General features: G+C 30.4%; 25 protein-coding genes and 1 riboswitch. Of the genes, 16 read left to right on the top strand and 9 right to left on the bottom strand.

Annotation, left to right across the window (positions count from 1 at the left end):
• The 5 genes from secG to mnmA all read left to right on the top strand — a co-directional run bounded on the left by secG (position 1) and on the right by mnmA (position 3,375).
• Complete coding sequence (secG, locus tag EQ921_RS01640; protein WP_181951010.1) at positions 1–318, top strand: preprotein translocase subunit SecG; 318 nt, start codon at positions 1–3, stop codon at positions 316–318.
• Between the two features lie 63 nt (positions 319–381).
• Positions 382–1,287, top strand: a complete 906-nt coding sequence (gene nusB / locus EQ921_RS01645; RefSeq protein WP_128150563.1) for a transcription antitermination factor NusB — start codon at positions 382–384, stop codon at positions 1,285–1,287.
• Positions 1,288–1,303: 16 nt separating this feature from the next.
• Positions 1,304–1,756 carry a DUF1573 domain-containing protein gene (locus EQ921_RS01650; RefSeq protein WP_128330318.1) on the top strand — a complete coding sequence of 151 codons (453 nt, stop codon included), beginning with the start codon at positions 1,304–1,306 and terminating at the stop codon, positions 1,754–1,756.
• Positions 1,757–1,783: 27 nt separating this feature from the next.
• Complete coding sequence (gene yajC, locus EQ921_RS01655) at positions 1,784–2,101, top strand: preprotein translocase subunit YajC (RefSeq protein ID WP_128330319.1); 318 nt, start codon at positions 1,784–1,786, stop codon at positions 2,099–2,101.
• A 47-nt stretch (positions 2,102–2,148) separates the two neighbouring features.
• Entirely contained in the window at positions 2,149–3,375 is a 1,227-nt protein-coding gene (gene mnmA / locus EQ921_RS01660; protein ID WP_128330320.1) for a tRNA 2-thiouridine(34) synthase MnmA, read from the top strand.
• A 5-nt stretch (positions 3,376–3,380) separates the two neighbouring features.
• Here mnmA and EQ921_RS01665 read toward each other — a convergent pair whose 3' ends face one another.
• From EQ921_RS01665 to EQ921_RS01675, 3 genes are read right to left on the bottom strand one after another with little or no spacing between them, the layout of a single operon-like run.
• Positions 3,381–4,094 carry a DNA repair protein RecO gene (locus EQ921_RS01665; protein ID WP_128330321.1) on the bottom strand — a complete coding sequence of 238 codons (714 nt, stop codon included), beginning with the start codon at positions 4,092–4,094 and terminating at the stop codon, positions 3,381–3,383.
• 12 nt (positions 4,095–4,106) lie between these two features.
• Positions 4,107–6,350 (bottom strand): hypothetical protein, encoded by a 2,244-nt coding sequence (locus EQ921_RS01670; protein ID WP_128330322.1) that lies wholly within the window; start codon positions 6,348–6,350, stop codon positions 4,107–4,109.
• A gap of 50 nt (positions 6,351–6,400) precedes the next feature.
• Positions 6,401–7,420 (bottom strand): acyltransferase, encoded by a 1,020-nt coding sequence (locus EQ921_RS01675; RefSeq protein WP_128330323.1) that lies wholly within the window; start codon positions 7,418–7,420, stop codon positions 6,401–6,403.
• 183 nt (positions 7,421–7,603) lie between these two features.
• On the opposite strand from EQ921_RS01675, the gene rplM reads away from it, so the two are divergent.
• From rplM to tsf, 4 genes are all read left to right on the top strand, one after another.
• Entirely contained in the window at positions 7,604–8,059 is a 456-nt protein-coding gene (gene rplM / locus EQ921_RS01680) for a 50S ribosomal protein L13 (protein WP_128150577.1), read from the top strand.
• Positions 8,060–8,068: 9 nt separating this feature from the next.
• Positions 8,069–8,455 carry a 30S ribosomal protein S9 gene (rpsI, locus tag EQ921_RS01685; protein ID WP_128150579.1) on the top strand — a complete coding sequence of 129 codons (387 nt, stop codon included), beginning with the start codon at positions 8,069–8,071 and terminating at the stop codon, positions 8,453–8,455.
• 165 nt (positions 8,456–8,620) lie between these two features.
• Positions 8,621–9,421: a 30S ribosomal protein S2 gene (gene rpsB, locus EQ921_RS01690; protein ID WP_128150581.1), complete on the top strand. Its 801-nt coding sequence runs from the start codon at positions 8,621–8,623 to the stop codon at positions 9,419–9,421.
• 35 nt (positions 9,422–9,456) lie between these two features.
• Positions 9,457–10,275 (top strand): translation elongation factor Ts, encoded by an 819-nt coding sequence (gene tsf / locus EQ921_RS01695; protein ID WP_128150583.1) that lies wholly within the window; start codon positions 9,457–9,459, stop codon positions 10,273–10,275.
• Between the two features lie 1,094 nt (positions 10,276–11,369).
• Here tsf and EQ921_RS01700 read toward each other — a convergent pair.
• Positions 11,370–12,218, bottom strand: a complete 849-nt coding sequence (locus EQ921_RS01700; RefSeq protein WP_255424412.1) for a hypothetical protein — start codon at positions 12,216–12,218, stop codon at positions 11,370–11,372.
• A gap of 354 nt (positions 12,219–12,572) precedes the next feature.
• On the opposite strand from EQ921_RS01700, the gene EQ921_RS01705 reads away from it, so the two are divergent.
• Together EQ921_RS01705 and EQ921_RS01710 are read left to right on the top strand one after the other, a co-directional pair.
• The gene (locus tag EQ921_RS01705; RefSeq protein WP_128330324.1) at positions 12,573–13,475 is read left to right on the top strand and encodes an AraC family transcriptional regulator; all 903 of its coding nucleotides are present in this window, start codon (positions 12,573–12,575) and stop codon (positions 13,473–13,475) included.
• A gap of 79 nt (positions 13,476–13,554) precedes the next feature.
• On the top strand, positions 13,555–14,538 hold the full coding sequence (locus tag EQ921_RS01710) for an aldo/keto reductase (protein ID WP_128330325.1): 984 nt from the start codon (positions 13,555–13,557) through the stop codon (positions 14,536–14,538).
• A 98-nt stretch (positions 14,539–14,636) separates the two neighbouring features.
• Here EQ921_RS01710 and EQ921_RS01715 read toward each other — a convergent pair whose 3' ends face one another.
• The 3 genes from EQ921_RS01715 to EQ921_RS01725 all read right to left on the bottom strand — a co-directional run bounded on the left by EQ921_RS01715 (position 14,637) and on the right by EQ921_RS01725 (position 17,815).
• The gene (locus EQ921_RS01715) at positions 14,637–16,496 is read right to left on the bottom strand and encodes an Nramp family divalent metal transporter (protein WP_128330326.1); all 1,860 of its coding nucleotides are present in this window, start codon (positions 16,494–16,496) and stop codon (positions 14,637–14,639) included.
• 47 nt (positions 16,497–16,543) lie between these two features.
• Entirely contained in the window at positions 16,544–16,873 is a 330-nt protein-coding gene (locus EQ921_RS01720; RefSeq protein WP_128330327.1) for an MGMT family protein, read from the bottom strand.
• Positions 16,874–17,287: 414 nt separating this feature from the next.
• On the bottom strand, positions 17,288–17,815 hold the full coding sequence (locus EQ921_RS01725; protein ID WP_128330328.1) for an NUDIX domain-containing protein: 528 nt from the start codon (positions 17,813–17,815) through the stop codon (positions 17,288–17,290).
• Positions 17,816–18,030: 215 nt separating this feature from the next.
• Here EQ921_RS01725 and tpx point away from each other — a divergent pair, with 215 nt between their 5' ends.
• Positions 18,031–18,528, top strand: a complete 498-nt coding sequence (gene tpx, locus EQ921_RS01730) for a thiol peroxidase (RefSeq protein ID WP_128330329.1) — start codon at positions 18,031–18,033, stop codon at positions 18,526–18,528.
• 36 nt (positions 18,529–18,564) lie between these two features.
• On the opposite strand, the gene EQ921_RS01735 is transcribed toward tpx, so the two are convergent.
• Both EQ921_RS01735 and EQ921_RS01740 read right to left on the bottom strand, forming a co-directional pair.
• Complete coding sequence (locus EQ921_RS01735; RefSeq protein WP_128330330.1) at positions 18,565–19,476, bottom strand: helix-turn-helix domain-containing protein; 912 nt, start codon at positions 19,474–19,476, stop codon at positions 18,565–18,567.
• Between the two features lie 386 nt (positions 19,477–19,862).
• Entirely contained in the window at positions 19,863–20,669 is an 807-nt protein-coding gene (locus tag EQ921_RS01740) for an SDR family NAD(P)-dependent oxidoreductase (RefSeq protein ID WP_128330331.1), read from the bottom strand.
• Positions 20,670–20,828: 159 nt separating this feature from the next.
• On the opposite strand from EQ921_RS01740, the gene fbaA reads away from it, so the two are divergent.
• From fbaA to EQ921_RS01760, 4 genes are all read left to right on the top strand, one after another.
• A complete protein-coding gene (gene fbaA / locus EQ921_RS01745; protein WP_128330332.1) occupies positions 20,829–21,896 on the top strand; it encodes a class II fructose-bisphosphate aldolase in 1,068 nt (355 codons plus the stop codon).
• 78 nt (positions 21,897–21,974) lie between these two features.
• Positions 21,975–22,706: an SIMPL domain-containing protein gene (locus tag EQ921_RS01750; protein ID WP_128150604.1), complete on the top strand. Its 732-nt coding sequence runs from the start codon at positions 21,975–21,977 to the stop codon at positions 22,704–22,706.
• A gap of 174 nt (positions 22,707–22,880) precedes the next feature.
• Positions 22,881–23,064, top strand: a riboswitch (cobalamin riboswitch).
• Positions 23,065–23,248: 184 nt separating this feature from the next.
• Positions 23,249–25,558, top strand: coding sequence for a 5-methyltetrahydropteroyltriglutamate--homocysteine S-methyltransferase (gene metE / locus EQ921_RS01755; protein ID WP_128150606.1), 2,310 nt, complete (start codon positions 23,249–23,251; stop codon positions 25,556–25,558).
• A 17-nt stretch (positions 25,559–25,575) separates the two neighbouring features.
• Positions 25,576–25,968: an acyl-CoA thioesterase gene (locus EQ921_RS01760; protein ID WP_128150608.1), complete on the top strand. Its 393-nt coding sequence runs from the start codon at positions 25,576–25,578 to the stop codon at positions 25,966–25,968.
• The last annotated feature ends 44 nt before the right edge of the window (positions 25,969–26,012 follow it).

Below are 26,012 nucleotides of genomic sequence, written 5' to 3' on the forward strand. Positions count from 1 at the left end.
ATGGATACTGTTTACGGAATAGTAATGATATTTATAGCTATTGCCTGCATTTTGTTGGTATTAGTTGTATTATCACAAAACCCCAAAGGAGGTGGTCTTAGCTCCACATTTGGAGGAGGAGGAACTCAAATGTTTGGAGTTCAGAAAACTAATGATTTTATGGATAAAGCAACCTGGACATTAGGAGCTGTAATTGTTATTTTATCAATTTTTGCTTCAGTTATGATTGCAAAACCCACCATTTATTCATCATCTAACCAGGAAAAAAATCAGCCTGTAAACACTTCACAACAATCAAATTCTGCTGAAACAAAGTAGATTAATTTATAATGTGATAACACTAAAAAATAATAACAAAAAAGTTCTTAAAAAATAATTGTTGTGTTAGGAAGAAGGCAAATTAGAGAAAAAATTCTACAGGCCCTTTATGCATATAATGTAGGAGGGAACGATATAGACTATGTAGAAGGTCGAATGTTTCAGTCAATAGATGAAATTTATGATTTGTATGTATATGAATTAAATTTATTATTGGCTGTAAAAGAATATGCTCTGGAAGTTATAGAGCGTAAAAAGCAAAAAAGGTTTGCTACGGATGAGGAAAAAAATCCGAATCTTAAATTTGTAGAAAATAAAATCTTCGATTTATTAGAAGACAATAAAGCCAGAAAAGAATATTCAGATAAGCATTTAGAATTATCTTGGCATCTGAATAACAATTATCCGGCTATGATTTTCAAGAAATTTCAGCTATCTAGAAGTTATTTGGAGTATATGGATAATAAAACGCCCGATTTTGAATCGGACAAAAGAATTATCTTAAAACTCTTTTTGAAATATATTGCGGATAATGATACCATGTATGAGTGGTTTGAAGAGCTTAAGCTTTCTTGGGCTGATGATGTTCATATTGCAAATAATATGACATTAAAAACTATTAAAGCATTGGAAGAAGGAAAAGCATCTAATACACTGATACAAGTATTAAAATCTGACGAAGGGGAAGCATTTGCTAAAAATCTTTTCAGAACAACCATTAAACATTATTCTGAATGTTTAAAATTAATAGGTGAACGTTCTAATAATTGGGAACTGGACAGAATAGCCGAAATTGATAAAATCATTTTATCCATGGGCTTTACTGAATTGAATCATTTTCCACAGGTTCCCGCAAAAGTTGTTATCAATGAGTGTATAGAATTAGCAAAAGTTTATTCAAGTACAAAAAGTAATGTTTTTATCAATGGTATTCTGGATAGATATGCCCGTGATACAAACAAAGTTTAATAATTAAGTAGTTACAATGATAGTAAAAAAAATAATAATTCTTTTTATAGGGTGCCTGTTAACTTTGAGTAGTTGTAATAAAGCAAAATCCAAATCGGAGGAATCAACAGTTAATCCAAGTGAAACATCCAGTGATGGAGCAGGTCAAGTACCTGGAATTACGGATGAATCTGAGATTACTTTTGATGCAGATAATTATGATTTCAAAGAAATAAAAAAAGGAGATAAAGTAACTCACGAATTCAAATTTACAAATACAGGTAAAAAACCTTTAGTTATTTCTGAAGTACGTCCTTCTTGTGGATGTACAACACCTGAGTATACTAAAGAACCTGTTTTTCCTGGGAAAAAAGGATTTATTACTGTAACTTTTGATTCCTCAAACTTTGATGGTGCTGTTTTAAAGACAATTGCAGTATCAGGAAATTTTAAAACAAAAGTTATCCAATTTCAGGCAAAAATAAAATAACAATAAAAATCAAAGAATAATAAAAATATGTTAACAATAATTTTACAAGCACAACAAGGAATAGACTGGATGGCTTTTTTACCACTCGCTTTACTATTTGTAATTTTCTATTTCTTTTTTATCAGACCTCAGACAAAAAAACAAAAGCAAGAAAAAAATTTCCAGGAAAATTTAAAACTAGGGACAAAAGTAGTTACTACATCAGGTATACATGGTAAAGTAGCAGAAGTTCAGGACAGCGGAGTTATTATTGAAACTATGGCAGGCAAAATCAAATTTGAAAGATCTGCAATCTCTAAAGAGCTTTCTTTAGCAAGATATCCGGAAAATCAACCGGCAAAATAAAAGAATAGAGAAATTAATTTATATATAAAGCATACTCTGTTCAGAGTATGCTTTTTCAATTTAATTTAAATAAAGTAAACAAAATGAAAGTTGTAGTAGGATTGTCAGGTGGAGTAGATTCAAGTGTAGCCGCCTATTTATTACAAAAAGAAGGACATGAAGTTATCGGGCTTTTTATGAGGAACTGGAATGATGCAGAGTTTACATTAGAAGACGAATGTCCGTGGGTTGAAGATAGCAATGATGCACTTTTAATTGCTCAGAAATTGGGAATACCTTATCAGGTAATTGATTTATCAGAAATATATAAAGAAAGAATTGTAGATTATATGTTTCACGAATATGAGCTGGGAAGAACTCCTAATCCGGATGTTCTTTGTAATAGAGAAATCAAATTTGATATATTTCTAAAGACAGCTTTATCTTTGGGGGCAGAAAAAGTAGCAACCGGACACTATGCAAGAGTAGAGTCTTTTTCTAAAAATAATGAAAAGGTCTACAGATTATTAAAAGGAGTTGATACCAATAAAGATCAATCTTATTTTCTATGTCAGCTAAGTCAGTATCAATTATCAAAATCGTTGTTTCCCATAGGGAATTTAACCAAGCCTGAAGTTCGGGACATAGCTCGAGAAATGGGACTGGTAACCGCCGATAAAAAAGATTCGCAAGGATTATGCTTCATAGGTAAAGTAAGTTTGCCTGACTTTTTACAGCAACAGTTAAAACCGAAAAAAGGAGAGCTAATAGAAATATCCAAAGAGTTTTCGGGGTACGGCACAAAAAAGCTATGCACAGATTTTGACACGAAGCAAGAAGAATTAAAATATCTCTCTACCCCCATAATTTATAAAAAAGAAGAGGGTAAGGTTATCGGGAGCCATCAGGGAGCTCATTATTATACTATTGGGCAGAGAAAAGGTTTAGGAATAGGAGGTCATATAGAACCTTGTTTTGTCCTTGATACCGATGTCAAAGAAAATATTATATATGTAGGTGAAGGGAAAGAGCATCCAGGATTATTTAGAAAGGCTCTTTTTATAAATTCAGAAGAAGAACATTGGATACGTGATGATTTAAAACTTGAAAATGATCAGACTTTAAATGTACAAGTACGTATACGATACAGGCAAGCATTACAGGAAGCTACGCTTTATAAATATAATGAAGGGTTGTATATAGAGTTCTCGCAGCCACAATCAGCTATAACCCGTGGACAGTTTGCTGCCTGGTATATAGAAGATGAACTTATAGGAAGTGGTGTGATTGCTTAAATTTATTAGCTGAAGACTACTTTTAAAACATCTAAAGATAAAGGCCTTTTAAAGTTAGTTAAATGAGTCTCGTAGTAGGTAAGTATCTCTTCCAGCATTTGGCTTCTTTGAGAGGCGTTAAAACAGTTGTCAGATAAACTATTGAACTCATACGCTAGAAGTGTATTCCATAAAAAAGCATTTTGTTCCTTGGTTAGTGTATCCCTTTTATTTGAAAAAACACCCTCTCTCAAATTAAAATATGCAAATTCCTGGTTTATGTTTAAGGGATAAAATCCAATATATTTCGAAAATTCCTTAAGGAAATATAGGTGAAAATCAGCATACTGTTTCTCTTTCTGATCCAGTGTAGTTAATGATTGAGAAATAAACTGATATAACTGTGCATCCGGAATATTCTCGTTTTTAAGAGTATAATTCAATACTTCACTAACAAAAGTAATAATGGATGATTTGTATATATCAGTATGAATATTGGTGAAAATAAAGCCCTGATATATATCTTTAATCAGTTCTAACGAATTATTTTTTTTTTGATAAAAGGAAATATCGATCTCGTTTAAAAGTAATAAAAGGTGATTCTTTTTTTGTTTTTTTGAAAATGAATTCTTTAGTATGAAACTTTTAAAACCAAATTCTTTGGTATAACATTTTAAGATGTAGGAAGAATCTCCATACTTCAGGTAAGAAAGAATAAACGCCTTAGATGTTAGTATCATAAAAAATTAAAACTATCGGATAACCGCTATTTTTGTAGTGGCATGCTCACTTCCGTCAGCATTGCTCATTAGGACTAGATATATACCCGAGGCAACAGGCTTATTATTAAAATTATTCCCATTCCAGGTGGCTACACCCCCCGGGGCTTTGGTTTCATAGACCAGATTACCAGCAACATCTGTAATTTTTACAAAGGCATCGTGTGCCAGCCCTTTGATAGTTATATTTCCTGTATATCCAGGTCTCACAGGATTGGGATAGGCTAAAATATCTCCGAATTTATCACCGGTATCAGTAATATCTCCTCGGTAAGAAACCACTCCTGAAGGAGTTACAAAAAAAACTTCACCGCTTTTATCAATTTGGATATCGGTAATCATATTAGTTGGAATTGGAGAATTATCAGAATTAAATTTATTTAACAACGTTTTCCCATCTTCTGATAAGTAAAAAACCCCAGAAGTTTGAGTACCCACCCATTTTCTGTTGGCAGCATCTACTGCAATACAGTTAACCCTTATGTCTCTCAATACTTCTTCTCCAAGGCCATTTTGTTCGATGATAACTCGTTCAACATTATAACTTCCGCTTTCTAAAGACGAATACGGATTTCTAAATATTCGTAATCCTACATCCATTCCAATCCATGCTGTATTAGAATTATCCAGAGTTACGCAGATAACATTATTACTGGGTAAATTCCCTTTATTTTCCTTATTTTCAATAACATATATCTTGTCGTCACCAGTATTTAAGGGAGTATTATTATAATTATAGACAACTAAGCCATTTCCCCTTTGTGCAGGAATCCAAACATAACCTTTGTCATCAACATATGGGTTCATAGTGGAGCTATCGGAATTACTTAAAGCAACAGAAGTAAGATCTATGTAAGCAAACTGATCGTTTTGGGTTTTAAAAATCAACGAATTATGGGGTTTACTACCATTAAGTGCATAAGCTTGCAAAGCAATAAGATTCCCCTTGTTATCATAAGCTCCTCCTGTTAATCTTTCATAAAATTTGATCGGAGAATTATTTCTATTAAATATTACAGAAAGATTAGCATCAACCATTTTTATAAGGCCATTTAAATAAGAAAATACGTATGTTTCGTTAAGATTAGAAGGGTTGGGAATGACTCGCATAGGATATAATTCCTTGTTCATTTTATCATAAGCAATGTGCTCCCAGATATTTCCGTTAAAATAGTAGTAGCCATACGTATTCGAGACAGGGCGATACAAGTTATCATTATTTCTTCCACCCGGTGCAATCCAAATTTTATTATCTAAAAGATTAATGGAATAGGATGAATTATTATATGGGCCATCAGGAGCTATAAATTGATTGTTTTTTTGAATTCCTTTCAATTGAGTGCCGGCATATATAATTCCATTGGATAAATATCCGGTGTTTAGACTTTCAGAATAGTTTACTGTGTTGGTTTTTACAAAATTTTCATTTAATACTGAAATAATCTTGTCTTGAACAATCAATACAGATTTGGATGTAGTAGGGACAATATCTTTGAGATTTGGATAACTACCGATAGATTGCCACGAAGTGCCGTTTGAACTTGTGGAAATTAAATTAGTTTTTGTACCGATTATCAGAGAGGAATTAAATTTAGCTATATGAGCATAAGCTGTACCTGACGAATAAACATTCCAGGATGCAAAATTAGGTATCAATCCGTTATTTTCATGAGAATAAATACCATAATCCGTTGCAGCATATATCTTATTGTCTAAAATTGCGGCTTTATTAACCTTATAATAAGTTAAACCGTTTTTAAAATAGCAAGTTTCTCTGAATTCCATTCTTTTAAGATCAAAAACTGAAATACCAAAATCTAGTGAAAGCAGAGCATAATCTCCATCTGTATCAATATGATTGATTTGTTTACTCCCCTGATAATTTTGTTCAAAAGGAATATCTACTACCAAATGAACTTCTCCATCTTTGACGATATCTAATTTACCATTACTATAACCAATTATAACAGAATTGTTATTGGTATTATAAGTAAATGCATTTACTTTAACCTCATGAAGTCCACTGACTTTGGATATTTTTTTTAACTCCCCAGAATTCTCATTATAGCTAAATAATCCGTTATCAGTAGAGCATAGGAGTAAATCATTTGACTTTTCTATTTTTTTAATATTGAAATATGAAAAATAATCAGTCCATCTGCTATTTTGAGAAAAACAAAATGCAGAAATAAAAAAAAATAAAAAGAAATTTTTCATAAAAATTGAAATGGGATGTAAAATAGTTCAATGTAAAGATATTATTTTTTTTAAAATAAATATTTAAAACTTAAAGCTCTTTTTTCAATGAAATTCCAGGATAGAAAACCGTAGATAGATGAAATGAAAATAGTTGCAAACATTAGATTTATAGGACTTATTGAAAATGTACTAAGAATTGATTGTTGAATAAGGAATGCAGATAAATAAATACCATAAGATAAATCTCCGAATTTTAATGGGATATATTCTAAAGGCTTCATATACATATTGGCAAATAAAATAATTAAAACAGGATAATATACATACTTTAGGTAATCAACTATTTCTTTTGAAATAAAACTGATTAAAATAATAAGGGTTATCAATAAAATGTAAAGTTTAGAATTTATTGTAACGGATACATTAAATGTAGCAAATATGCAACCTGCTAAAAAAAATAACGATAAATCAGTAAAATGAAGTTTGATATTTAAATATGAGCTATTGGAACTGGAAAAATAAAAATATAAAATATAGCTTAAAATATAACTGAAAATCAATATTATCCGGACTAATTTTATATTCATTTTCAAGAAAAAAAGTGGACTTAGCAATAGATAGAAAAAAAATTCATAACGTAGAGTCCAAAGTGAACCGTTTATTATTTTAGGATAAGGATTGTTTTCAAAAATCCCTTCTATGCTGTATTGAAGTTTAAAAAGGCTTAAATTAGAGGGAAAATAACTTAGTACCTCAGAATTTTTCCAATAAGGAATCGGTGATGTGTAAAAAAATGGGAGTAATAATAAAGTACAGATTAGTATTAAAATCAAACCCGGGAAAATACGTACAATTCGTTTCCATAAGAAAGAAATGACTGAATTACTTCTGATTAAACTTTGTAAAACTAGATATCCGCTTATCACAAAAAAACCCCTGACTCCCCAATATGAAAGAGATATGGTGTTTATAACTGGGTGTAAAATAGAAGTAGTTTGATTTTCCGGTGTAGATAAATCATAGGAATGAGAAATTATTACAAGTACTGCAAAAAGAATCCTAAGAAAATCAAAATTATTTCTATGCATTTATTGAAATATATTTAATACATGTTTCATATATTTTTTTATGAATAACAAAACTACTAAAATTAACTGTGTTAAATAAATGTGTAGAAAAATATTATAATATATTTGTTAAATCAAAAAACTTTTATAAATTTGCAACCCTGTTTAGGGTAATTATATTTTAATAAAGGTAAAAAAATAAAAGTGAATACACTAAGTTACAAAACCGTATCAGCTAACAAAGAAACTGCAAACAAAGAGTGGTTACTTGTAGATGCAGAAGGACAGCAATTAGGTCGTTTAGCTTCTAAGCTAGCTAAAATTTTACGCGGAAAACATAAAACAAATTTCACGCCTCATGCAGATTGTGGAGATAATGTAGTTGTTATTAATGCAGAAAAAATTGCTTTGTCTGGAAACAAAACAGAGCAAAAAGAGTATATAAGACACACGGGTTATCCTGGGGGGCAAAAATTTGCAAGCGTTTCTGATGTAAAAGCTAAAGATCCTAAGAGATTATTGGAATATGCAGTAAGAGGGATGCTTCCTAAAAATAAACTAGGAAGAAAAGTCCTTAAAAACTTGTATTTATATGAAGGGACAGAGCATGGACAAGATGCTCAGCAGCCAAAAACTTTAGATATTAACGCTTTCATTTAAGAAATAATAATGGCAGTTACACACAAAATAGGAAGAAGAAAAACATCTGTAGCAAGAGTTTACCTTTCTGAAGGAAAAGGAGAATTTACTATCAATGGAAAAGATTATAAAGTGTATTTCCCTACAGAAGTATTACAATATAAAATTACTCAGCCGTTTTTACTAACTGAAACTTTAGGTCAGTATGACATTAAAGTTAATGTTTTCGGAGGAGGAGTTACAGGACAGGCTGAAGCAATCAGACTAGCTGTATCCAGAGCTTTGGTATCTATCAGTGAAGAGAACAAAGCAGTATTGAAACCAGAAGGGCTTCTTACCAGAGACCCAAGAATGGTAGAAAGAAAGAAATTTGGTCAGAAAAAAGCACGTAAGAGATTCCAGTTCTCTAAACGTTAATATTTCTGAAATAATAAAGATAACCACTACCCTTGTTAGTGGTTATTTTATATTTAGTTTTTTAAAACAATTTAAAATTATAAACTTGCCGTCTAGTTTAGCATCCAAACTCAAAATACTTTGATGTTGATTGCATGAACAGCGGAACGTAAACTAAAAAAAGACATGGCAAAAGTTAATGTAAAAGACCTTTTAAATGCAGGTGTGCATTTTGGGCATCTTACCAGAAAATGGAATCCGCACATGGCTCCGTATATCTTTATGGAGAAAAACGGAATCCATATTATCGATTTACACAAAACATCGGTAAAATTAGAAGAAGCATCTAATGCTTTAGAAAAAATTGCTACTTCAGGAAGAAAAGTTCTTTTTGTAGCTACAAAAAAACAAGCAAAAGATATTGTTGCAAAACATGCGGAATCTGTAAACATGCCTTACATCACTGAAAGATGGCCAGGTGGTATGTTAACTAACTTTGTAACTATCAGAAAAGCAGTTAAGAAAATGAACTCTATCGACAGAATGAAAAAAGATGGAACTTTCGAAACTCTTTCTAAAAAAGAAAAACTGCAAGTTGATCGTCAAAGAGCTAAATTAGAGAAAAATTTAGGTTCTATTGCTGATATGACACGTTTACCATCTGCATTATTTGTTGTAGATATTTTAAGAGAACACATTGCTGTTACAGAGGCTAAAAAACTTGGAATACCTGTTTTTGCTATCGTAGATACAAACTCTGATCCTTTATTAGTTGATTTCCCTATACCAGGTAATGATGATGCATCAAAATCAATCGATTTAATTCTAGAAACTGTCTCTAACTCTATCAAACAAGGGTTAAGCGTTAGAAAAGCTGAAAAAGCTGAAAAATCTAAAGCTAAAGATGATGCTAACGATGATGATGATATCTTAGTTGAAGAGGAAGCTGATGTAGTTGTTGATGATAACAACGAGACTGAAGAATAAAATTTATAAAGTTTAATTAAAATAATCAAAATAAAATGTCATATTCACCAAAAGCAGCAGATGTAGCAAAACTAAGAAACGTTACAGGAGCTGGAATGATGGACTCAAAAAAAGCTTTAGTAGAAGCCGAAGGAGATTTCGATAAAGCAATTGATTTATTAAGAAAAAAAGGTCAGAAAGTAGCCGCTAACCGCGCTGATAGAGAAAGTCTTGAAGGTGCTGTAATTGCTGCTGTAAATTCAGATAATACAAAAGCTGCTATCATTAAATTGAGCTGTGAAACAGATTTTGTTGCCAAAAATGAAGATTTTGTAAAACTAGCAACAGACTTTGCAAATCTAGCACTTAACTTCTCATCTAAAGAAGAATTATTGGCAGCAGATTACAACGGTCTTCCAATCAGCGAAAAATTAATTGAACAGACCGGAGTTATAGGTGAAAAAATTGAAATTGCTGATTTTAAAACTCTTGAAGCCCCATTTGTAGGAGCTTACATACATGCTGGAAATAAAATTGCTTCTGCAGTAGGTTTATCAAAAGCTTTTGATAATGCTGCTGAAGTAGCTAAAAATATTTCTATGCAGGTTGCAGCTATGAATCCGATAGCTTTAGATGAAACACAAGTGGATTCATCAATTATTGAAAAAGAGTTAGAAATAGCTAAAGATCAATTACGTCAGGAAGGAAAACCAGAAGCTATGCTAGAAAATATAGCAAAAGGAAAATTAAACAAATTCTTTAAAGATAATACTTTAGTAAAACAAGATTACATCATGGGTGAAAAAGTATCTGTTGAAGATTATGTAAAATCAGTTGATTCTGATGTTAAGATATCAGGATTCATCAGAATATAAAAATATACAAACAAGACATATTTTAAAAGCTGCTAATTTCTAGCAGCTTTTATCATTTTAGAATACTGCCTTTAATTTCATTTTATACTAAAATTTTATCTGTATATACGAAGATATATATACAGTTGAAATTATTTACCTCAATATAAAGTAATAGATTAATTTATAACTCTGTTTTTCAATAACTTTTCTAATCACATGAAATTCAATGCTCGTAAGAGTATTTCTGTTTATTATATTTAGGCTTTAGTAATTGTCACTTTGGGAGTGATAATCAGCATATTGCTATTGCTAAAATCAAGGAAAACTAATACTAATACTACGGCATCTACAATTACATAAAACTATATTCCCGTAATGTCTCTATCTGCGATAATTAATTTTACAGAGAACCTTTTAACTTAGCATATTTCTTTTTTAAACTTAAAAACTGCTAAAAAATGTAAAAAATGATCTATTTCTTTGTTTACACAAAATAGATATAATCTTTTATCAATTAAACATTATATATACCTAAGAAATAAAAATAATAGTAACATGATTTTCATGTTTAGTGTTGCTAGTTTAAGGCCAATTTTCTAGTGTTAAGGAAGGAATATGTATATATAACTTATCTTCGGATAAAACTGGGTAAATTGAAAGATATATGAGTCTTTTTATTTAGCCTTAATTTGGTTCATCTAAGAACCATCTGAAAATATTTAAAAAAGGAATCACATAAAATGAAGAAGTTCATTGATTAAGATCATAGTTAATTACGGTGGATGATTTTTACGGAGTATCGGATTGTATACAGTAGAAGTTATAAAAATACAGAAAAGTCCATCAGGACATAATATACGGAAAGATTTACTATTATAGCCTGACTTGATTAGTAGGATGAAAGAATATATTCTTACAGCTAAATTAGAAAATATGATAAGATATCTACAGTAATTAATAAATCATTAGGATTAAAAAAACTGTTACTTTAAAGGATAAAAAACACTTACGTTTTATAAACGGACATATAAGTTTTAACACTAATACTAAATGCTGTTAAAATAATAATTAGTAGGTTAATGAAAGATTTTATATTTTTCTTTAAAATGATTTTACCAACCGCTTACAAGTAAATTCCTGGCTGCTTTTTCACTACATTTCTGATATTTAGAATATGCAAGAACTGCTCTCATCCTTATTTTTTCGTTAGATTCCTGATTAATATACCCAGTTAAAGCGTCATGTAAAGTATAAGCCTCCGGAGCCATCAGATGTGAAGTCCACAGTATTGGATTAATTTTTGAATTTTTCAAATAAGGAGAAAAATATTTTTTACTGAAGCAAGCGAGTACAATAATATCTCTTGTTTTTTCATCGTTATTTTTAAAAGAATCAGATAGTTGAAAATCCATAAGTCCATCATGTCCAATGTAAGATATAAGAGATGAATTTCCATAAATTCCAATAGTTGAATTGTTAATTGTGAGAGTATCATTCAAATTTCCAGCACTACTATATAAAAAATCCTTGGTACAATCTTTAATATATTTACCATTATAAGCATCAGCCACCAGATAATACTCTTTATTCTTGGTATGTTGAAAAATTAATCGTTCCATCTTTATAGAATCAATCTTTTTCGATTTTAGTAAGACCCACTCTTTACTTTTTTTAAAGAAAGTACGAATTCCATATCCGGCACCCCAATATAGATTTAGATCCGGATTTTGTCCATTTCCTATTTTTGGAGGAACAGGAACTATACCCTGATATTTGTTATCACATAAAGCAACTAAAACATGAATAGTCTTAGTATTACTATCAAATACAGATATATTTTTTAATTTCTTTTCTTGTTTTTTAGAGTCAATAGTAAGTTTTTGTATATTTTCAGACTTAGAAGAACAGCTTAAAAAAATAAAGCTGAGAATAGAAAACAGAAAAGTAATATTCCCTTTCATAAGAAGTAAAATTTTTATTGATATAAATATACAAACTAATATATTTTGACTAAGAATAGTTGATTAAGGATGAAATAAATTTAAATTATAAACTCAACAATACGCAAGATAGAAAAATATCTGGTTAAGATTATATAAAATCTATTAATTCATACGTTGTAATTTTGAGTTTTATTAAAATACACAGCACTGAAGTTTGAAAGTGGCTTATAAAATCTGAAATTTTAGTAGCTTTTTTAGTTATATTAACATAGTAAATTATATTTAAGGTTATAAAATAAAAATAAATATTGTTTTGAGAAATTATTATTTAATAGTTAACCTTATTTCATAATAAAACTGTATGTTCACAATATGAAGTATATAAATAGTTTTCAGGATATTCCCGTTGAAGTAGATTTTGCTGATATGAAACAGTTGAAAACTTCTAATAATTCATTTGACGGTCAATTTAATATTTTTCCAAGATGGAGATGTAAGGGTACCTACTTAAGACGTGATTTTTTTAAATTAGTATTGGTTAAAGGTTCAGGTATTTTGCGGTATGCAGAAAAAGAATTTAAAATCATAGATTCAGCAATTTTTTTGGCTAATCCTAGAATTCCATATTCATGGACACCTATATCCGAAGTACAAGAAGGGTGGATTTGTATGTTTTCACAAGAATTTGTATGTAAAAATATAGACGATGACAAATTTCTACCTTTACTCAATTCAATTTCAAATCCTGTATTTTTCATGAATGAAAATGAACTGGAATATATGAATACTATTTTTAAAAAGATAGTTATGGAAATGTCTTCAGAGTATTTATATAAAACAGAAATAATACGAAATTATTTACATCTAATAATTCATGAATTACAAAAATTAAGACCTCAGGCAAACATTGATTTATTTCGTATTGATGCTTCTAAGCGATTAACCTATCAATTTTTAGAATTATTGGAATATCAGTTTCCTCTTGATTCTCCTGAAATGACGTTAGAGTTACGAGCACCCAAAGATTTTGCTTCAAAATTATCTGTTCATGTTAATCATTTAAATTATTCATTAAAAAAAAATACGGGTAAAACATCCAGACATTTAATAACCGATAGTCTTATAAGAGAATCTATGGCTTTGTTAAAAAATACAGATTGGACAATATCAGAAATTGCCTATTCTTTAGGTTTTGAATACCCTTCTCATTTCACAAATTTTGTAAAAAAGCACACAAAAAGTACTCCTAAAGAAATAAGATTTCCTACTCTTTGATTTGTGTAACTAATGCTTTGATTTGTTAAATTAAATTTATCTTGTTGTTGCTACATTTGATGTACTAAAAATAAGAATTATGAAATACAGAAGCTTAGGAAGTACAGGAATTAAAATATCATCAATCGGATTAGGTTGTATGGGAATGTCACATGCTTATACAGGTCAAGATGATAGGGAAAGTTTAGCTACACTACACAAGGCAATTGATTTAGGAATTAATTTTTGGGACACTGCCGATTTCTACGGCAATGGGGCAAATGAACTTCTATTAGGTAATGTTTTAAAAGAAAACAGAGATAAGATTGTTTTAGCTAGTAAATTTGGATTAAAATATGAGAAAAGTAATTTGTTAGCAAGTAAGATTGATGGCTCACCCCAATGGTTAAATGAAGCTCTTCATGAAAGTTTAAAAAGGTTGCAAACAGAGTATATAGATTTATACTATTTACATCGGGTAGACCCGCAGGTTCCGATAGAAGAAACGATAGGAGCTATGGCTGATTTTGTTAAACAAGGGAAGATTCGCTATATCGGATTATCAGAAGCTTCAGCCCAAACTATTTTAAAAGCAAACAAAATTCATACTATTTCAGCTTTACAAAGTGAATATTCATTACTAAGCAGGAATATAGAGGGTGAAATTTTAGATGTTGTAAACCAGTTAGGAATGTCATTGATACCATATTCACCATTAGGCAGAGGCATGTTTACTGAAGATTTCTCAGGAAAAATTGAGGAAGGAGATGCACGCTTATTACTACCTAGATTTCAGGGAAAGAATTTGGAAAATAATAAAAATTTAATGAGAGAACTCAACGACTTTGCTAAAAAAAGAAATGTGCATGTAGCTCAAATAGCTATAGCATGGTTGCTTTCAAAAGGAGACAATATTATACCCATTCCAGGTACAAAAAAGAGAAAATATTTAGAAATAAATGCAAAATCAGTAGAAATAGAACTTACTACTAATGAAATTATTGAAGTAGAAAATATAATATCAAAATATCCGGATACTGGAGAAAGATACCCTCAATCAGCTTTGGATTTAACAAACAAATAATAGATTCTGTAATATATAAGTCCGAAAAGTTTATGAACAACATACATTCGGACTTAATTACTTTTATGTCAAATAATCAATATAAATTTAATCGCAATTTATACTATTAATATAGGGATGTCTGCTTTATTTTTAAGTTGTTTAGTAGTAGTTCCAAAAATGAAATCACCCAAACCTTTATGTCCATGTTTGGCCATCAATAACAAATCAATATTATTTTCTTTGATTAGTTTAGGTAAATTAACAGCTGGAGTACCAAATCCCAGGCAGGTTTCAACTGTTGTATAGCCTTCCTGATGAAGTAACTTTTTATAATCCTCCAATTTGTTTTGATCAAATTTAACCTCATAATCATCAGCCATTTTTCCGTAATAATTGGCTGATGCACTTTCGGTAACGTGAAACAAAATTATACTGGTATTTAAATCAGCTATTAATGGAAGATAATTCAACACACGATTATCGTTTTCACTAAAATCTAAAGCCAAACCAATAGTTTCAAAAGGTGGAATTTTACCAATTTTTTTCTGTATACGGGTTTTATGAACAGAGTAATTAAGTTTTTGAGTTTTCTTTATCCAAGGATATACAAGTATACTGACAAGAAATAGTAGCATACCCAAAGAAACACCACCAAGTAAAATCTTAATAAAGATTGATACATCAGGACTATTGTATAAATTTATTTCCTCATCATATATAAGTTTAATATTTAAAAGAACAATAACAGTACACACAATCCATGATAATATTTTTACTGGTAGTTTAATTACAAATTTCCCCATCTTTTGTTTATCACTTACAAAATGAATCAAAGGAATTACGGCAAACCCTAGTTGCATACTCAACAGTACCTGACTGAAAATGAGCATTTCATCAACAGAATTTTCCCCAAGTATACTAATTACAATTACAGCTGGAATGATAGCAAGCATTCGTGTTAGTAATCTTCTTAATGCAGGATTCATACGAAAATGCAGATAACCTTCCATAACAATCTGTCCAGCTAATGTACCCGTTACAGTTGAACTTTGTCCGGCGGCAATTAAAGCAATTGCAAAAAGAAATGGAGCCAAAGGACCTAATAAATTAGATAGCATTTTATGAGCATCATGTAAACCGGCAACATCATGAAGTCCAGCCTTGTAAAAGGTTGCTGCAGCTAAAATCAATATAGCAGCATTAACAAAAAAGGCCATATTTAAAGCTATTAGACTGTCATAAAAATTATATTTAATTGCATTTTTAATGGATTTATAATCACGTTTTATTTTTCTGGTTTGCACGAGTGCCGAATGCAGATATAAATTATGAGGCATTACTGTTGCTCCAATAATACCAATAGCAATATATAGTGCTTCATTGTTAGGTAAAGTAGGCTTAAACCCTTTAACGACTTCACCTAAATCAGGTTTAGCCAGAAACATTTCCATAAGAAAACAACCACCAATAATGCTGACTAAAGCAATGATGAATGCCTCCATTTTTCGAATTCCGAATCTTTGAAGAACTAATAAAAGTAATGTATCCAATGCTGCAATCCATACACCCCATATCAAATCCAGACCAAAAAGTAGCTGTAGACCTATGGCCATTCCTAAAACTTCTGCCAGATCCGTTGCAGCTATAGCAATTTCAGCAAATCCATAAAGAATATAATTCATCCATTTTGGATAATATTCACGGTTTGTCTGAGCTAAATCTAACCCTCTGACTATTCCTAATCTGGCGCTTAATGATTGTAAGAGTAAGGCCATAATATTGCTCATTAGCAATACCCAGATAAGAGCATAACCAAACTTACTACCTCCGGCTATATCAGTTGCCCAGTTACCCGGATCCAGATAACCCACCGCAACGAGATAAGCTGGGCCGAAAAATGCGAAAATACGACGCCACTTCTTTGAACTATCAGTATCTACCGACTGATGAACTTCTTGTAGGGATTTCTTACTCAATTGTTAGATGTTTCTAATTCGCGAAATTAGTAAAAAAAAATTACCTTTTATAAATTATTTTGGTCTTTAGGAATCCATAGACAGTCCGTAAAATTAACTATTTGATCATTTTTAATAATTACTCCTTCATTTTCCAGTAATTCCTGCATGAGCGTGGGAGTAGGAAATTGATGTTTACCTGTTAACAAGCCATTTCTATTAACTACTCGGTGGGCGGGAATTTGTAAAGAATGTGAATTGTTCATTGCATAGCCTACTAAACGAGCAGACTTTTTAGTGCCCAAATATTCTGCAATTAAGCCATAAGTAGTAACCTTACCCACAGGAATTTTTTTTACAATTTGATACACTTTTTCGTAAAATGTCTCATCTTTCATATTCTTGCAATCAAAAATGTTAGGTTTTTGATTGCATAAAAATACTAAAATGATTGAAAAGTGTAGCAGATACACCTGTAAAAATAATTTTTATTAAAAAAATATTTTTACATAATTAACTGATTATTAATTATTAATGTTGTTATTTGCTAAGATATATAAATAAAATTATGATTTTTTTTACGTTTAGCATACGCCTTTCAAATATTTTATTATATTAGTGGCATACGAAGTAAAGGCTTCAAACACAAACCAAAAAATGAGAAATTATATATTTTACTTTACACTTCTATTTAAGTAATTTAAAATTAGTAAAAGTAAAATAAAGAAATGATTCTAAATGGCTTAGAATCATTTCTTTTTTTTATATCTAAAAATTATAAACAACAGTAAAAATATTAAATAAAAAAAAGCTTATTTGTTTCTTTTTTTATTTATCAACATAGATAAAGTTTTCTTTTGGCTTTCAAAAGCTAGCTCATCCAGATTTATACTCTCTAATTTTTTCCAGACAAATCCATTTAACTCTAGTGAGTCAAAATCTTCTATAATTAAATGATCATCTCTGTATAAAAAAAATAAATCTATAGTATTATAAAGAATATCTTTATATACATAAGTATTAGGATTTGAATTGATATATTTAAGTTTAGACTTATCTATAACTATTTTTAGTTCTTCTTCCAATTCTCTTGCACAACTATGTTCAGCAGTTTCGGCCGGATCTACAAAACCTCCAGCCAAATCAAGAAAACCTTTTTTTGGTTCTTTATTTCTGACAGTAAGTAATATCTCATCATTTTTTTGAATAATAACAGCAACAGCCCCAGCAGTATTATGATAATATTCAAAATCACAATTTGAGCAATAAATCTTATTTCCATTACTAAAATTAAGGTCAGAGCTTTGACAATTCGGGCAATATTTAAAGATAGGCTGCATAATTATTATTTTAAAGGTTATACATAGATTATATTTCTTAACTCAAAGATATAGTTTATTTTTAACTATTAGAAAACATTAAAAATATTTACTCAATAATAATAAATAATAAACACAGCTATGGATTATTACTAATTGTAATAAAAATATAATATATAATTATAGGAATATAGATGGACTGATAAACATAATTCACTACATTTAAATAAAAAATTATGGCAACAGTTACAATAAAAGGAAACGAAGTACATACAATAGGAAATTTACCTCAGATAGGTCAAAAAGCTAAAGAATTTACGTTAACAGGAGCTGACTTATCAGAAAAAAAACTTTCTGATTTTACTGGAAAAAAGGTAGTTCTTAATATATTTCCTAGTGTAGATACTGGAACTTGTGCAATGTCTGTGAGAACATTTAACAAAGAAGCTTCCGAGTTAAACAATACAGTAGTTTTATGTATTTCTAAAGATCTGCCATTTGCACAATCCAGATTTTGTGCGGCAGAAGGATTAAATAATGTTATAACACTATCAGCCTTTAGATCTGATTTTGGAAAAGACTATGAGCTTGAATTTGCAGATGGGCCTTTGAAAGGTTTACTAAGCAGAGTGGTAATAATTCTTGATGAACAAGGTCATGTTGTTTATGAAGAACAAGTTGCAGAAACTTCTAATGAACCAGACTACGAAAAAGCAATTTCAGCATTAAAATAATAAGTGCAAAGCTCAAAAAAAATGCAAAAAAATCCCTTACAAATCTTTTTGAGGGATATTTTTTATTTCTAGAATATACTGAGAAGGCGTAAGTTCAGTAAAATCTTTAAAAATTCTGTTAAAAGTTGACTGATGAGTAAAACCGGCCTCAGTATAAATATAACATAAAGTATATTGTTGATGACGATTTTGAAGAAGCTGTTGTTTTACATAATTGATTCTATATGAATTCATGAAATTGTTGAAATTTGAAAAACCGTTCATACGTATAGCTCTGGATACGTAGGAACTATTTGAATTTAAAGCAGAAGATAACTCTGATATGGTAAAATCAGATTTTTTAAAAGGTTGCTTTTCTTCCATATACTCACTTATTTTTATAAACAATTCATTATACTTAGCTAATTCATCCGGCGTAAATTCTGATTGTAAATATTTCTTTCTAATATTTATTAGTTTTTCAATTTCTTGTTGATTTTGAGCGTTATACTGTGCTCTATTAATTTTATTTTTATAGACAAGTAAAAGAACAATATTTAAAAAATAGTTGATTATGGTTACTATATCAATAAGAAAAATTCCATCGTTATCTATATTAAGGCTTTTAAAAGGTCCTATGTAATGAGAAATAATAGATAGAATAACTACATATATGAAAGTGAAGATTGTATAATATATAGTTTTCTTTAAAGAGAAAAACATATAGGCTCCTAAAGGCGTTAAAAATAACCATATAATGATAAAGCACGAATAATTCCATAGAACTATAATGAAAATAGAAATATAAATTGGACCTAGTATAAACCAGGTATCAACTAAGCGGTTAATATTATAATATTTGGGAAACAAGAAAAGAGTACAAAGTAAAAAAAGAGTCCCGCCTAAAAGATAATCTACTAATAATCTGCAATCATAAACATAATAAATAATTAAATTAATGAGTAGCATAAAACAGAGCAGCTTAAAATAGTTTTTTATAAACTCCCTTTTAATTGTATCAATAAAAATTTTGGTACTGTTTTTTTTAAAATTGTCCACAAGTTATTTCATATTAGTTAGCGGGCGTGAAGTTAAAGAAAATAAACAAAGTAAATCTTAAAATAAAATAAGTTTTTTTCTGAAATTAATTGATGTAAAATACTTTGAATCTGTGTATTATGTATTCTGCAATTTTTTTTCGTAATTAAATTAAATCAGCAAAATATGGTTTGTTTCAATTAGTAAATTTGTAATGTTAAATAGAAATACTAAAAAACATAATTAATTTTTTGTTAGCATTAGTAGCTATAGAGAGTTTTTAGAGGAATTTATTTTTATAAATTCCTCTAATTTTTTTATTTAGGAGGGAAAGCTCGTACAGCTTTATGGAGTATACCTGGAAAAAAACGCATTAAAAATAAAGATAAATGCTCTACACCCAATTTTTTCCCAATAAATATTTCATTTTTCTTTTTTTTGACACCCTTGGCAATTTGTTGAGCTGCTTTAGCTACAGGAAGACCGTTTTTAATGTTTTCACTCATCTCTTTTCTAGGAGATCCGTCGGGCATAAGAGAGTTATATGAAATATTAGTAGCTATATATCCGGGAGTTAATAAAGTGACATAAATATTTTGAGGAGTAACTTCTGCTCTTAGACAATCATAGAAACCATGTAAGGCATGTTTAGAAGAAGCGTAAGCCGATCGCCCAAGTGAGCCTATCTTACCCATTGTACTACTTGTGACTATAAAATGACCATGTTTTTGCTTATTAAAATAAGGGAGGATTTCTTTCGTTAATTCTACGTAGCTGAAAAAATTCAAATCCATCATTTTCTTATAAACTTCAATATTCGTTTCCGCAACAGAACCTCTGGAACTTGTTCCCCCATTTAGAAAGACGTAATCGACAGTATTATAAAATGAAAAAGCTTCTTTTGTTTTTTCATTAAAATCAGAAGAATTAAATAAATCCAGTAGCAGAATTTTATTATTTTCTGGAAATAAAGTTGAGTTCTTAATTCGTAAAAGCTCTTCTTCCCTTCGGGCGCTCAAGATGATTTTGCTGCCTAATTGATTAAAATATACAGCCAGAGCTTCACCGATACCCGAAGATGCACCAACAATCCAAATAACTTTATTTTCAAATATATCTTTCATCCTATTTCAATGTATTTATTTTTAACGCTTATCAGGTAAATATATAATATTTGGTTAAATTAACTCATAAACCTGAGAAAATTCAATGAAAATTAGGTTTTAAAATGTAATTTCTTTAGTACCTTTACAACTTAAAAGTTTAATAAATACAAAAAAATCATGAGTAGAAAGTTTCCTGCCGGTGTTGCAACCGGTTCGTTGGTTAAAGAAATATTTGATTACGCAAAAGAAAAACAATTTGCCTTGCCTGCTTGTAATGTGATTGGTTCCAGTAATATAAATGCGGCCTTAGAAACTGCAGTAAAAGTAAATGCTCCTATTATTATACAATTTTCAAATGGAGGAGCACAGTTCAATGCCGGAAAAGGTTTTAAAAATGATAATGTTAGAGCAGACGTTTTAGGAGCTATAGCAGGAGCTAAACATATTCACACTTTAGCCGAAGCTTATGGTGCTACAGTAATTTTACATACAGACCATTGCGCTAAAAAATTACTTCCTTGGATAGACGGTTTGCTAGATGCAAGTGAAGAATTTTATAAAAAAGAAGGTAAAACACTATACTCTTCACATATGCTGGACTTATCAGAAGAATCTTTAGAAGAAAACCTTGAGATTTCGGCTAAATATTTCCAAAGAATGGCTAAAATGGGAATGACTCTTGAAGTAGAAATAGGAATTACAGGCGGTGAAGAAGATGGAGTGGATAACTCTGATGTTGATAGCTCTAAACTATATACTCAGCCGGAAGATGTTTACAAAACATATCAGGCATTACATTCAATTAGTCCAGACTTCACAATAGCTGCTGCTTTTGGTAATGTTCATGGAGTTTATAAGCCGGGGAATGTTAAATTAGAACCGAAAATATTAAGAAATTCCCAGGAGTATATTCAAAAACAAATTGGCGGTTCTGAAAAACCTATCAACTTTGTATTCCATGGAGGTTCTGGATCTTCTTTAGAAGAAATTAGAGAAGCTATTAGTTATGGAGTAATAAAAATGAATATAGATACAGATTTACAGTTTGCTTATCTTGAAGGAGTAAGAGATTATGTAGAAACTAATATAGAATATCTGAGAACTCAGGTAGGTAACCCAACAGGAGAAGATTCTCCAAATAAAAAATATTATGACCCAAGAGTTTGGGTTCGTAAATCAGAAGAATCTTTTGGGAAAAGACTGGAACAATCCTTTAAAGATTTAAATAATATTGATACTCTTTAATAGTAAGTATAAAGTAAAAAAATAGCTGGATTAATAATCTGGCTATTTTTTTTGTATATTTGGTATAAATATATAAAAATGAGAAAAGGATTAGTTGTATCAACATTAATAGCTTCTTTAGGTTTAATAATATCAGCCTATTTTTTAGGTAATTCTTTCAAAAATAAAAATCTGACTACTTCTATTTCAGTTAAAGGTTTAGGTACTAAAGATTTCATATCTGATTTGATTGTATGGAATGGCGATTTTTCAAAGAAAAGCATGGATTTAAAAACGGCATATTCGGATTTAGAGCAAGATAGGAAAAAAATAAGAGATTATCTGGTGTCAAAAGGGTTCAAAGATAATGAACTGGTTTTTTCTTCTGTAGATATTAATAAACAGTATGATTATTATAATACAGATGGAGGGAGAAGTTCTGTATTTTCAGGTTATCAATTAGATCAAACAGTGTCCATTGAATCCAAAGATGTCGAAAAAGTTGAAAATTTATCACGTGAAATAACCGAACTAATTAATAGTGGCGTTGAACTATATTCAAAAGCCCCTTCTTATTATTATACAAAATTAGCGGATTTAAAAATTCAGATGATTGCAGATGCTACTCAAGATGCGAGAAAAAGAGCAGAAGAAATAGCTAAAAATGCAGGAGGTAAATTAGGTAAATTAAAAACAGCAAATTTAGGTGTTTTTCAAATTACAGCACAAAATTCATCTGATGATGAATATTCTTGGGGAGGAACATTTAATACCTCTTCCAAAAATAAAACAGCAAGTGTGACTATTCGATTGGAGTATGAAGTTAAATAGTAAGTATATAAAAACAGATACTTTGACTTTATAAAAAATATAAATAAAAGCTTTTTAAATAAAATTAAATCAAAATAAAAATGAGAGTGTTTCTCTCATTTTTATTTTGTTATAAATCGTAATATTAGATAACTTTTTTTATATATTTGTTTGGTTAAGTTCTTTTCTTAATTTCTTTATCAACCAGAATATGGTGCTGTGTAAAAGCAGAATAATAGGGAATCATGTGTAAATCATGAGCTGTCGCGCAACTGTAAGTAATGTATGAGTTTTATCAATATATACCATTGCCGTAAAAAGTGAGAAGGTAGATAAAATATTACAAGCCAGGAGACCTGCCTATTTTGAATTGACAATGCTTTCGCGATTTGAAGCAAAGGTCGTAGGTTAAATTATAAAGATAAGTATATCCCATAAAATATTTCTGGGAGGTATTTTTATTGTTATATAGTACACCTCATATACTTTACTCTTTTTTGAAAGCATTTTTGAAATTTAACAATAAGAACTTTTATAGTTTAATCATTTAAAAGTTAAAAAAGATGCAAACACACAATCTTGGCTACCCGCGAATTGGTAGTAACAGAGAACTTAAAAAGGCTTGTGAAAAATTTTGGGCCGGTAAAATATCAGTTGAGGAACTGATGAAAACAGGGAAAGATATCCGATTAGGTAACTGGATGTTACAGAAAAGTGCTGGAATAGAAGTAATACCTTCCAACGATTTTTCGTTTTATGATCAGGTATTGGATATGTCTTTGATGGTAGGAGCCATCCCTAAACGCTACAACAAAATTTTAGTAAAGAGCTCTAACTCTGAACAGGAGTTGTATTTTGCAATGGCAAGAGGATATCAAAAGGAAGGTATTGATATAACTGCAATGGAAATGACCAAATGGTTTGATACTAACTATCATTACATTGTACCTGAATTTGAAAAGAATCAGAAATTTTCTTTATTCTCAACAAAAATCATAGATGAATTTTTAGAAGCAAAACAAGAAGGCATTATTACAAAGCCTGTTATAATAGGTCCTGTATCGTATTTGTTGCTTGGTAAAGAAAAAGAAAAAGATTTCAATAAGATAGAATTAGTAAAAAGTCTTCTGCCGATTTATTTGGAAATCATTGAAAAATTAAAAGAAGCAGGAGTGGAATGGATACAATTCGATGAACCCTTTCTTGCATTAGATATAGACGCTGAAGTAAAGGATGCATTACAATATGTATATACCGAAATTAATAAAAAGTATCCGTTTATCAAGAAAATGATTGCTACTTACTTTGATGGTCTTAAAGATAATTTAGATCTAGCTCTCAGCTTGCCTGTGCAGGCATTACATATAGATTTGGTTCGCTGTCCTGAACAACTTGATGAAGTACTTGACAAGCTTCCTGAAAATATGTCTGTTTCACTAGGGATTATTGATGGGAGAAACATCTGGAAAAATAATTTTAAGAATTCTTTAAAAATAATTGACAGAGCCTCAGACAAAGTAGGAAAAGATAGAGTGATAATAGCACCTTCCTGTTCTTTAATTCACTGCCCTGTAGATTTGGACTCAGAAACCAACGAAAAAGTTCTTTCTCCGGAAATTAAAGATTGGCTGGCTTTTTCCAAACAAAAAATCAAAGAGGTAGTAACACTTAAACAATTAGCAGAAAAAAAGGATACACCCGAATTTTTAAAAGAATTGGAAGAAAACACAGATTCTGTAAGTAGAAGGAATATTTCTCCGCTTATTCACAATCAAAACGTTCAGGATAGAATTAAAAATATAGAAAAAGTAGAGGATAAAAGACATAATATTTTCTCCGAGAGGAAAGAAAAACAACAAAAAGCTCTGGAATTACCCTTATTTGCTACTACAACTATAGGATCATTTCCACAAACCGCTGAAGTACGCTCGTGGCGTTCAAAAATGAAAAAAGGAGAAATTTCTCTCTCTGAATATGAAGATTTACTAAAGAAAGAAACCGAAAAAGCTATACGTTTTCAGGAAGAAATTGGATTGGATGTTCTCGTTCATGGCGAATTTGAACGAAATGATATGGTTGAATACTTTGGTGAAAGTCTTGAAGGTGTTGCATTTTCAAAAAATGGATGGGTGCAGAGCTATGGAAGCAGATGTGTAAAACCTCCAATCATTTATGGAGATGTTCATCGTCCTGAGCCTATGACTGTGCAATGGTCTGCCTATGCGCAATCTCTTACAGATAAATGGGTTAAGGGTATGTTGACAGGTCCGGTTACCATTTTGCAATGGAGTTTTGTAAGAGACGATCAACCAAGAAAAGATACCTGTTATCAAATAGCATTAGCAATTAGAGATGAAGTCCTTGATTTGGAAAAAGCAGGAATCAATATTATACAGATAGATGAACCTGCTATCAGAGAAGGATTGCCTTTAAGAAAAGCAGATTGGGAAAACTATCTTAATTGGGCAATTAAAGCATTTAGAATTTCGTCTTGTGGCGTAAAGGATGAAACGCAGATTCATACGCATATGTGCTATTCTGAGTTCAACGATATCATAGAAAATATAGCTGATATGGATGCAGATGTAATTACTATAGAATGTTCTCGTTCTAACATGGAGTTATTAGATGTATTTTCTAAGTTCAATTATCCAAATGATATTGGGCCGGGTGTTTATGATATTCATTCACCAAGGGTTCCTTCGAGAGAAGAAATGGTAAATCTTATGAAGAAAGCCGAAGAAGAAATTCCTACAAATCAATTATGGATTAATCCTGATTGTGGTTTAAAAACCAGAGGCTGGGATGAAACAAAAAAAGCTCTTATAGAAATGGTAGCAGCTGCTGAAGAAATGAGAGCTTCGCATGTATAACCAATAAAATAATAAATATGGATCTAAACCTGGAAGAAAGAAAGAAAAAATCGGAATCAAGAATTTTAAAAGCTGTATTTCCTGGTACAACAAATCATTATGACACTTTATTCGGAGGAACTGCTATGCAGTGGATGGATGAAGTTGCTTTCATTACAGCGACAAGATTTTGCCACAAGCAGATGGTTACCGTTAGAAGTGATAAAATTGATTTTAAAAAATCCATACCTGCAGGAACAATTGTGGAACTGATTGGGAATGTAATAGAAATTGGAAACACCAGTTTAAAAGTAAAAGTGGAAATATTTATTGAACAAATGTATTATGAACATAGAGAAAAAGCTGTTACTGGTGAATTTACTTTTGTTGCTGTAGGAGATGATAAAAGGCCGGTTTCTGTTTTAGATTAAAACAGAAAGGTTTTATCTAGTTTTGTTTAAAATGAGCTGAAAGT

Origin of the sequence: Apibacter sp. HY039 (assembly GCF_004023655.1) — a bacterium.
GTDB classification, from domain to species: Bacteria; Bacteroidota; Bacteroidia; order Flavobacteriales; family Weeksellaceae; genus Apibacter; species Apibacter raozihei.

Bases quoted from the DNA above. Each gene is read 5' to 3' on its own strand.
- secG (WP_181951010.1), top strand. From the start codon at position 1: ATGGATACTGTTTACGGAATAGTAATGATATTTATAGCTATTGCCTGC.
- EQ921_RS01650 (WP_128330318.1), top strand. From the start codon at position 1,304: ATGATAGTAAAAAAAATAATAATTCTTTTTATAGGGTGCCTGTTAACT.
- yajC (WP_128330319.1), top strand. From the start codon at position 1,784: ATGTTAACAATAATTTTACAAGCACAACAAGGAATAGACTGGATGGCT.
- mnmA (WP_128330320.1), top strand. From the start codon at position 2,149: ATGCTTTTTCAATTTAATTTAAATAAAGTAAACAAAATGAAAGTTGTA.
- EQ921_RS01665 (WP_128330321.1), bottom strand. From the start codon at position 4,094: ATGATACTAACATCTAAGGCGTTTATTCTTTCTTACCTGAAGTATGGA.
- EQ921_RS01670 (WP_128330322.1), bottom strand. From the start codon at position 6,350: ATGAAAAATTTCTTTTTATTTTTTTTTATTTCTGCATTTTGTTTTTCT.
- EQ921_RS01675 (WP_128330323.1), bottom strand. From the start codon at position 7,420: ATGCATAGAAATAATTTTGATTTTCTTAGGATTCTTTTTGCAGTACTT.
- rpsI (WP_128150579.1), top strand. From the start codon at position 8,069: ATGGCAGTTACACACAAAATAGGAAGAAGAAAAACATCTGTAGCAAGA.
- rpsB (WP_128150581.1), top strand. From the start codon at position 8,621: ATGGCAAAAGTTAATGTAAAAGACCTTTTAAATGCAGGTGTGCATTTT.
- tsf (WP_128150583.1), top strand. From the start codon at position 9,457: ATGTCATATTCACCAAAAGCAGCAGATGTAGCAAAACTAAGAAACGTT.
- EQ921_RS01700 (WP_255424412.1), bottom strand. From the start codon at position 12,218: ATGAAAGGGAATATTACTTTTCTGTTTTCTATTCTCAGCTTTATTTTT.
- EQ921_RS01705 (WP_128330324.1), top strand. From the start codon at position 12,573: ATGAAGTATATAAATAGTTTTCAGGATATTCCCGTTGAAGTAGATTTT.
- EQ921_RS01710 (WP_128330325.1), top strand. From the start codon at position 13,555: ATGAAATACAGAAGCTTAGGAAGTACAGGAATTAAAATATCATCAATC.
- EQ921_RS01720 (WP_128330327.1), bottom strand. From the start codon at position 16,873: ATGAAAGATGAGACATTTTACGAAAAAGTGTATCAAATTGTAAAAAAA.
- EQ921_RS01725 (WP_128330328.1), bottom strand. From the start codon at position 17,815: ATGCAGCCTATCTTTAAATATTGCCCGAATTGTCAAAGCTCTGACCTT.
- tpx (WP_128330329.1), top strand. From the start codon at position 18,031: ATGGCAACAGTTACAATAAAAGGAAACGAAGTACATACAATAGGAAAT.
- EQ921_RS01735 (WP_128330330.1), bottom strand. From the start codon at position 19,476: ATGCTACTCATTAATTTAATTATTTATTATGTTTATGATTGCAGATTA.
- EQ921_RS01740 (WP_128330331.1), bottom strand. From the start codon at position 20,669: ATGAAAGATATATTTGAAAATAAAGTTATTTGGATTGTTGGTGCATCT.
- fbaA (WP_128330332.1), top strand. From the start codon at position 20,829: ATGAGTAGAAAGTTTCCTGCCGGTGTTGCAACCGGTTCGTTGGTTAAA.
- EQ921_RS01750 (WP_128150604.1), top strand. From the start codon at position 21,975: ATGAGAAAAGGATTAGTTGTATCAACATTAATAGCTTCTTTAGGTTTA.
- metE (WP_128150606.1), top strand. From the start codon at position 23,249: ATGCAAACACACAATCTTGGCTACCCGCGAATTGGTAGTAACAGAGAA.
- EQ921_RS01760 (WP_128150608.1), top strand. From the start codon at position 25,576: ATGGATCTAAACCTGGAAGAAAGAAAGAAAAAATCGGAATCAAGAATT.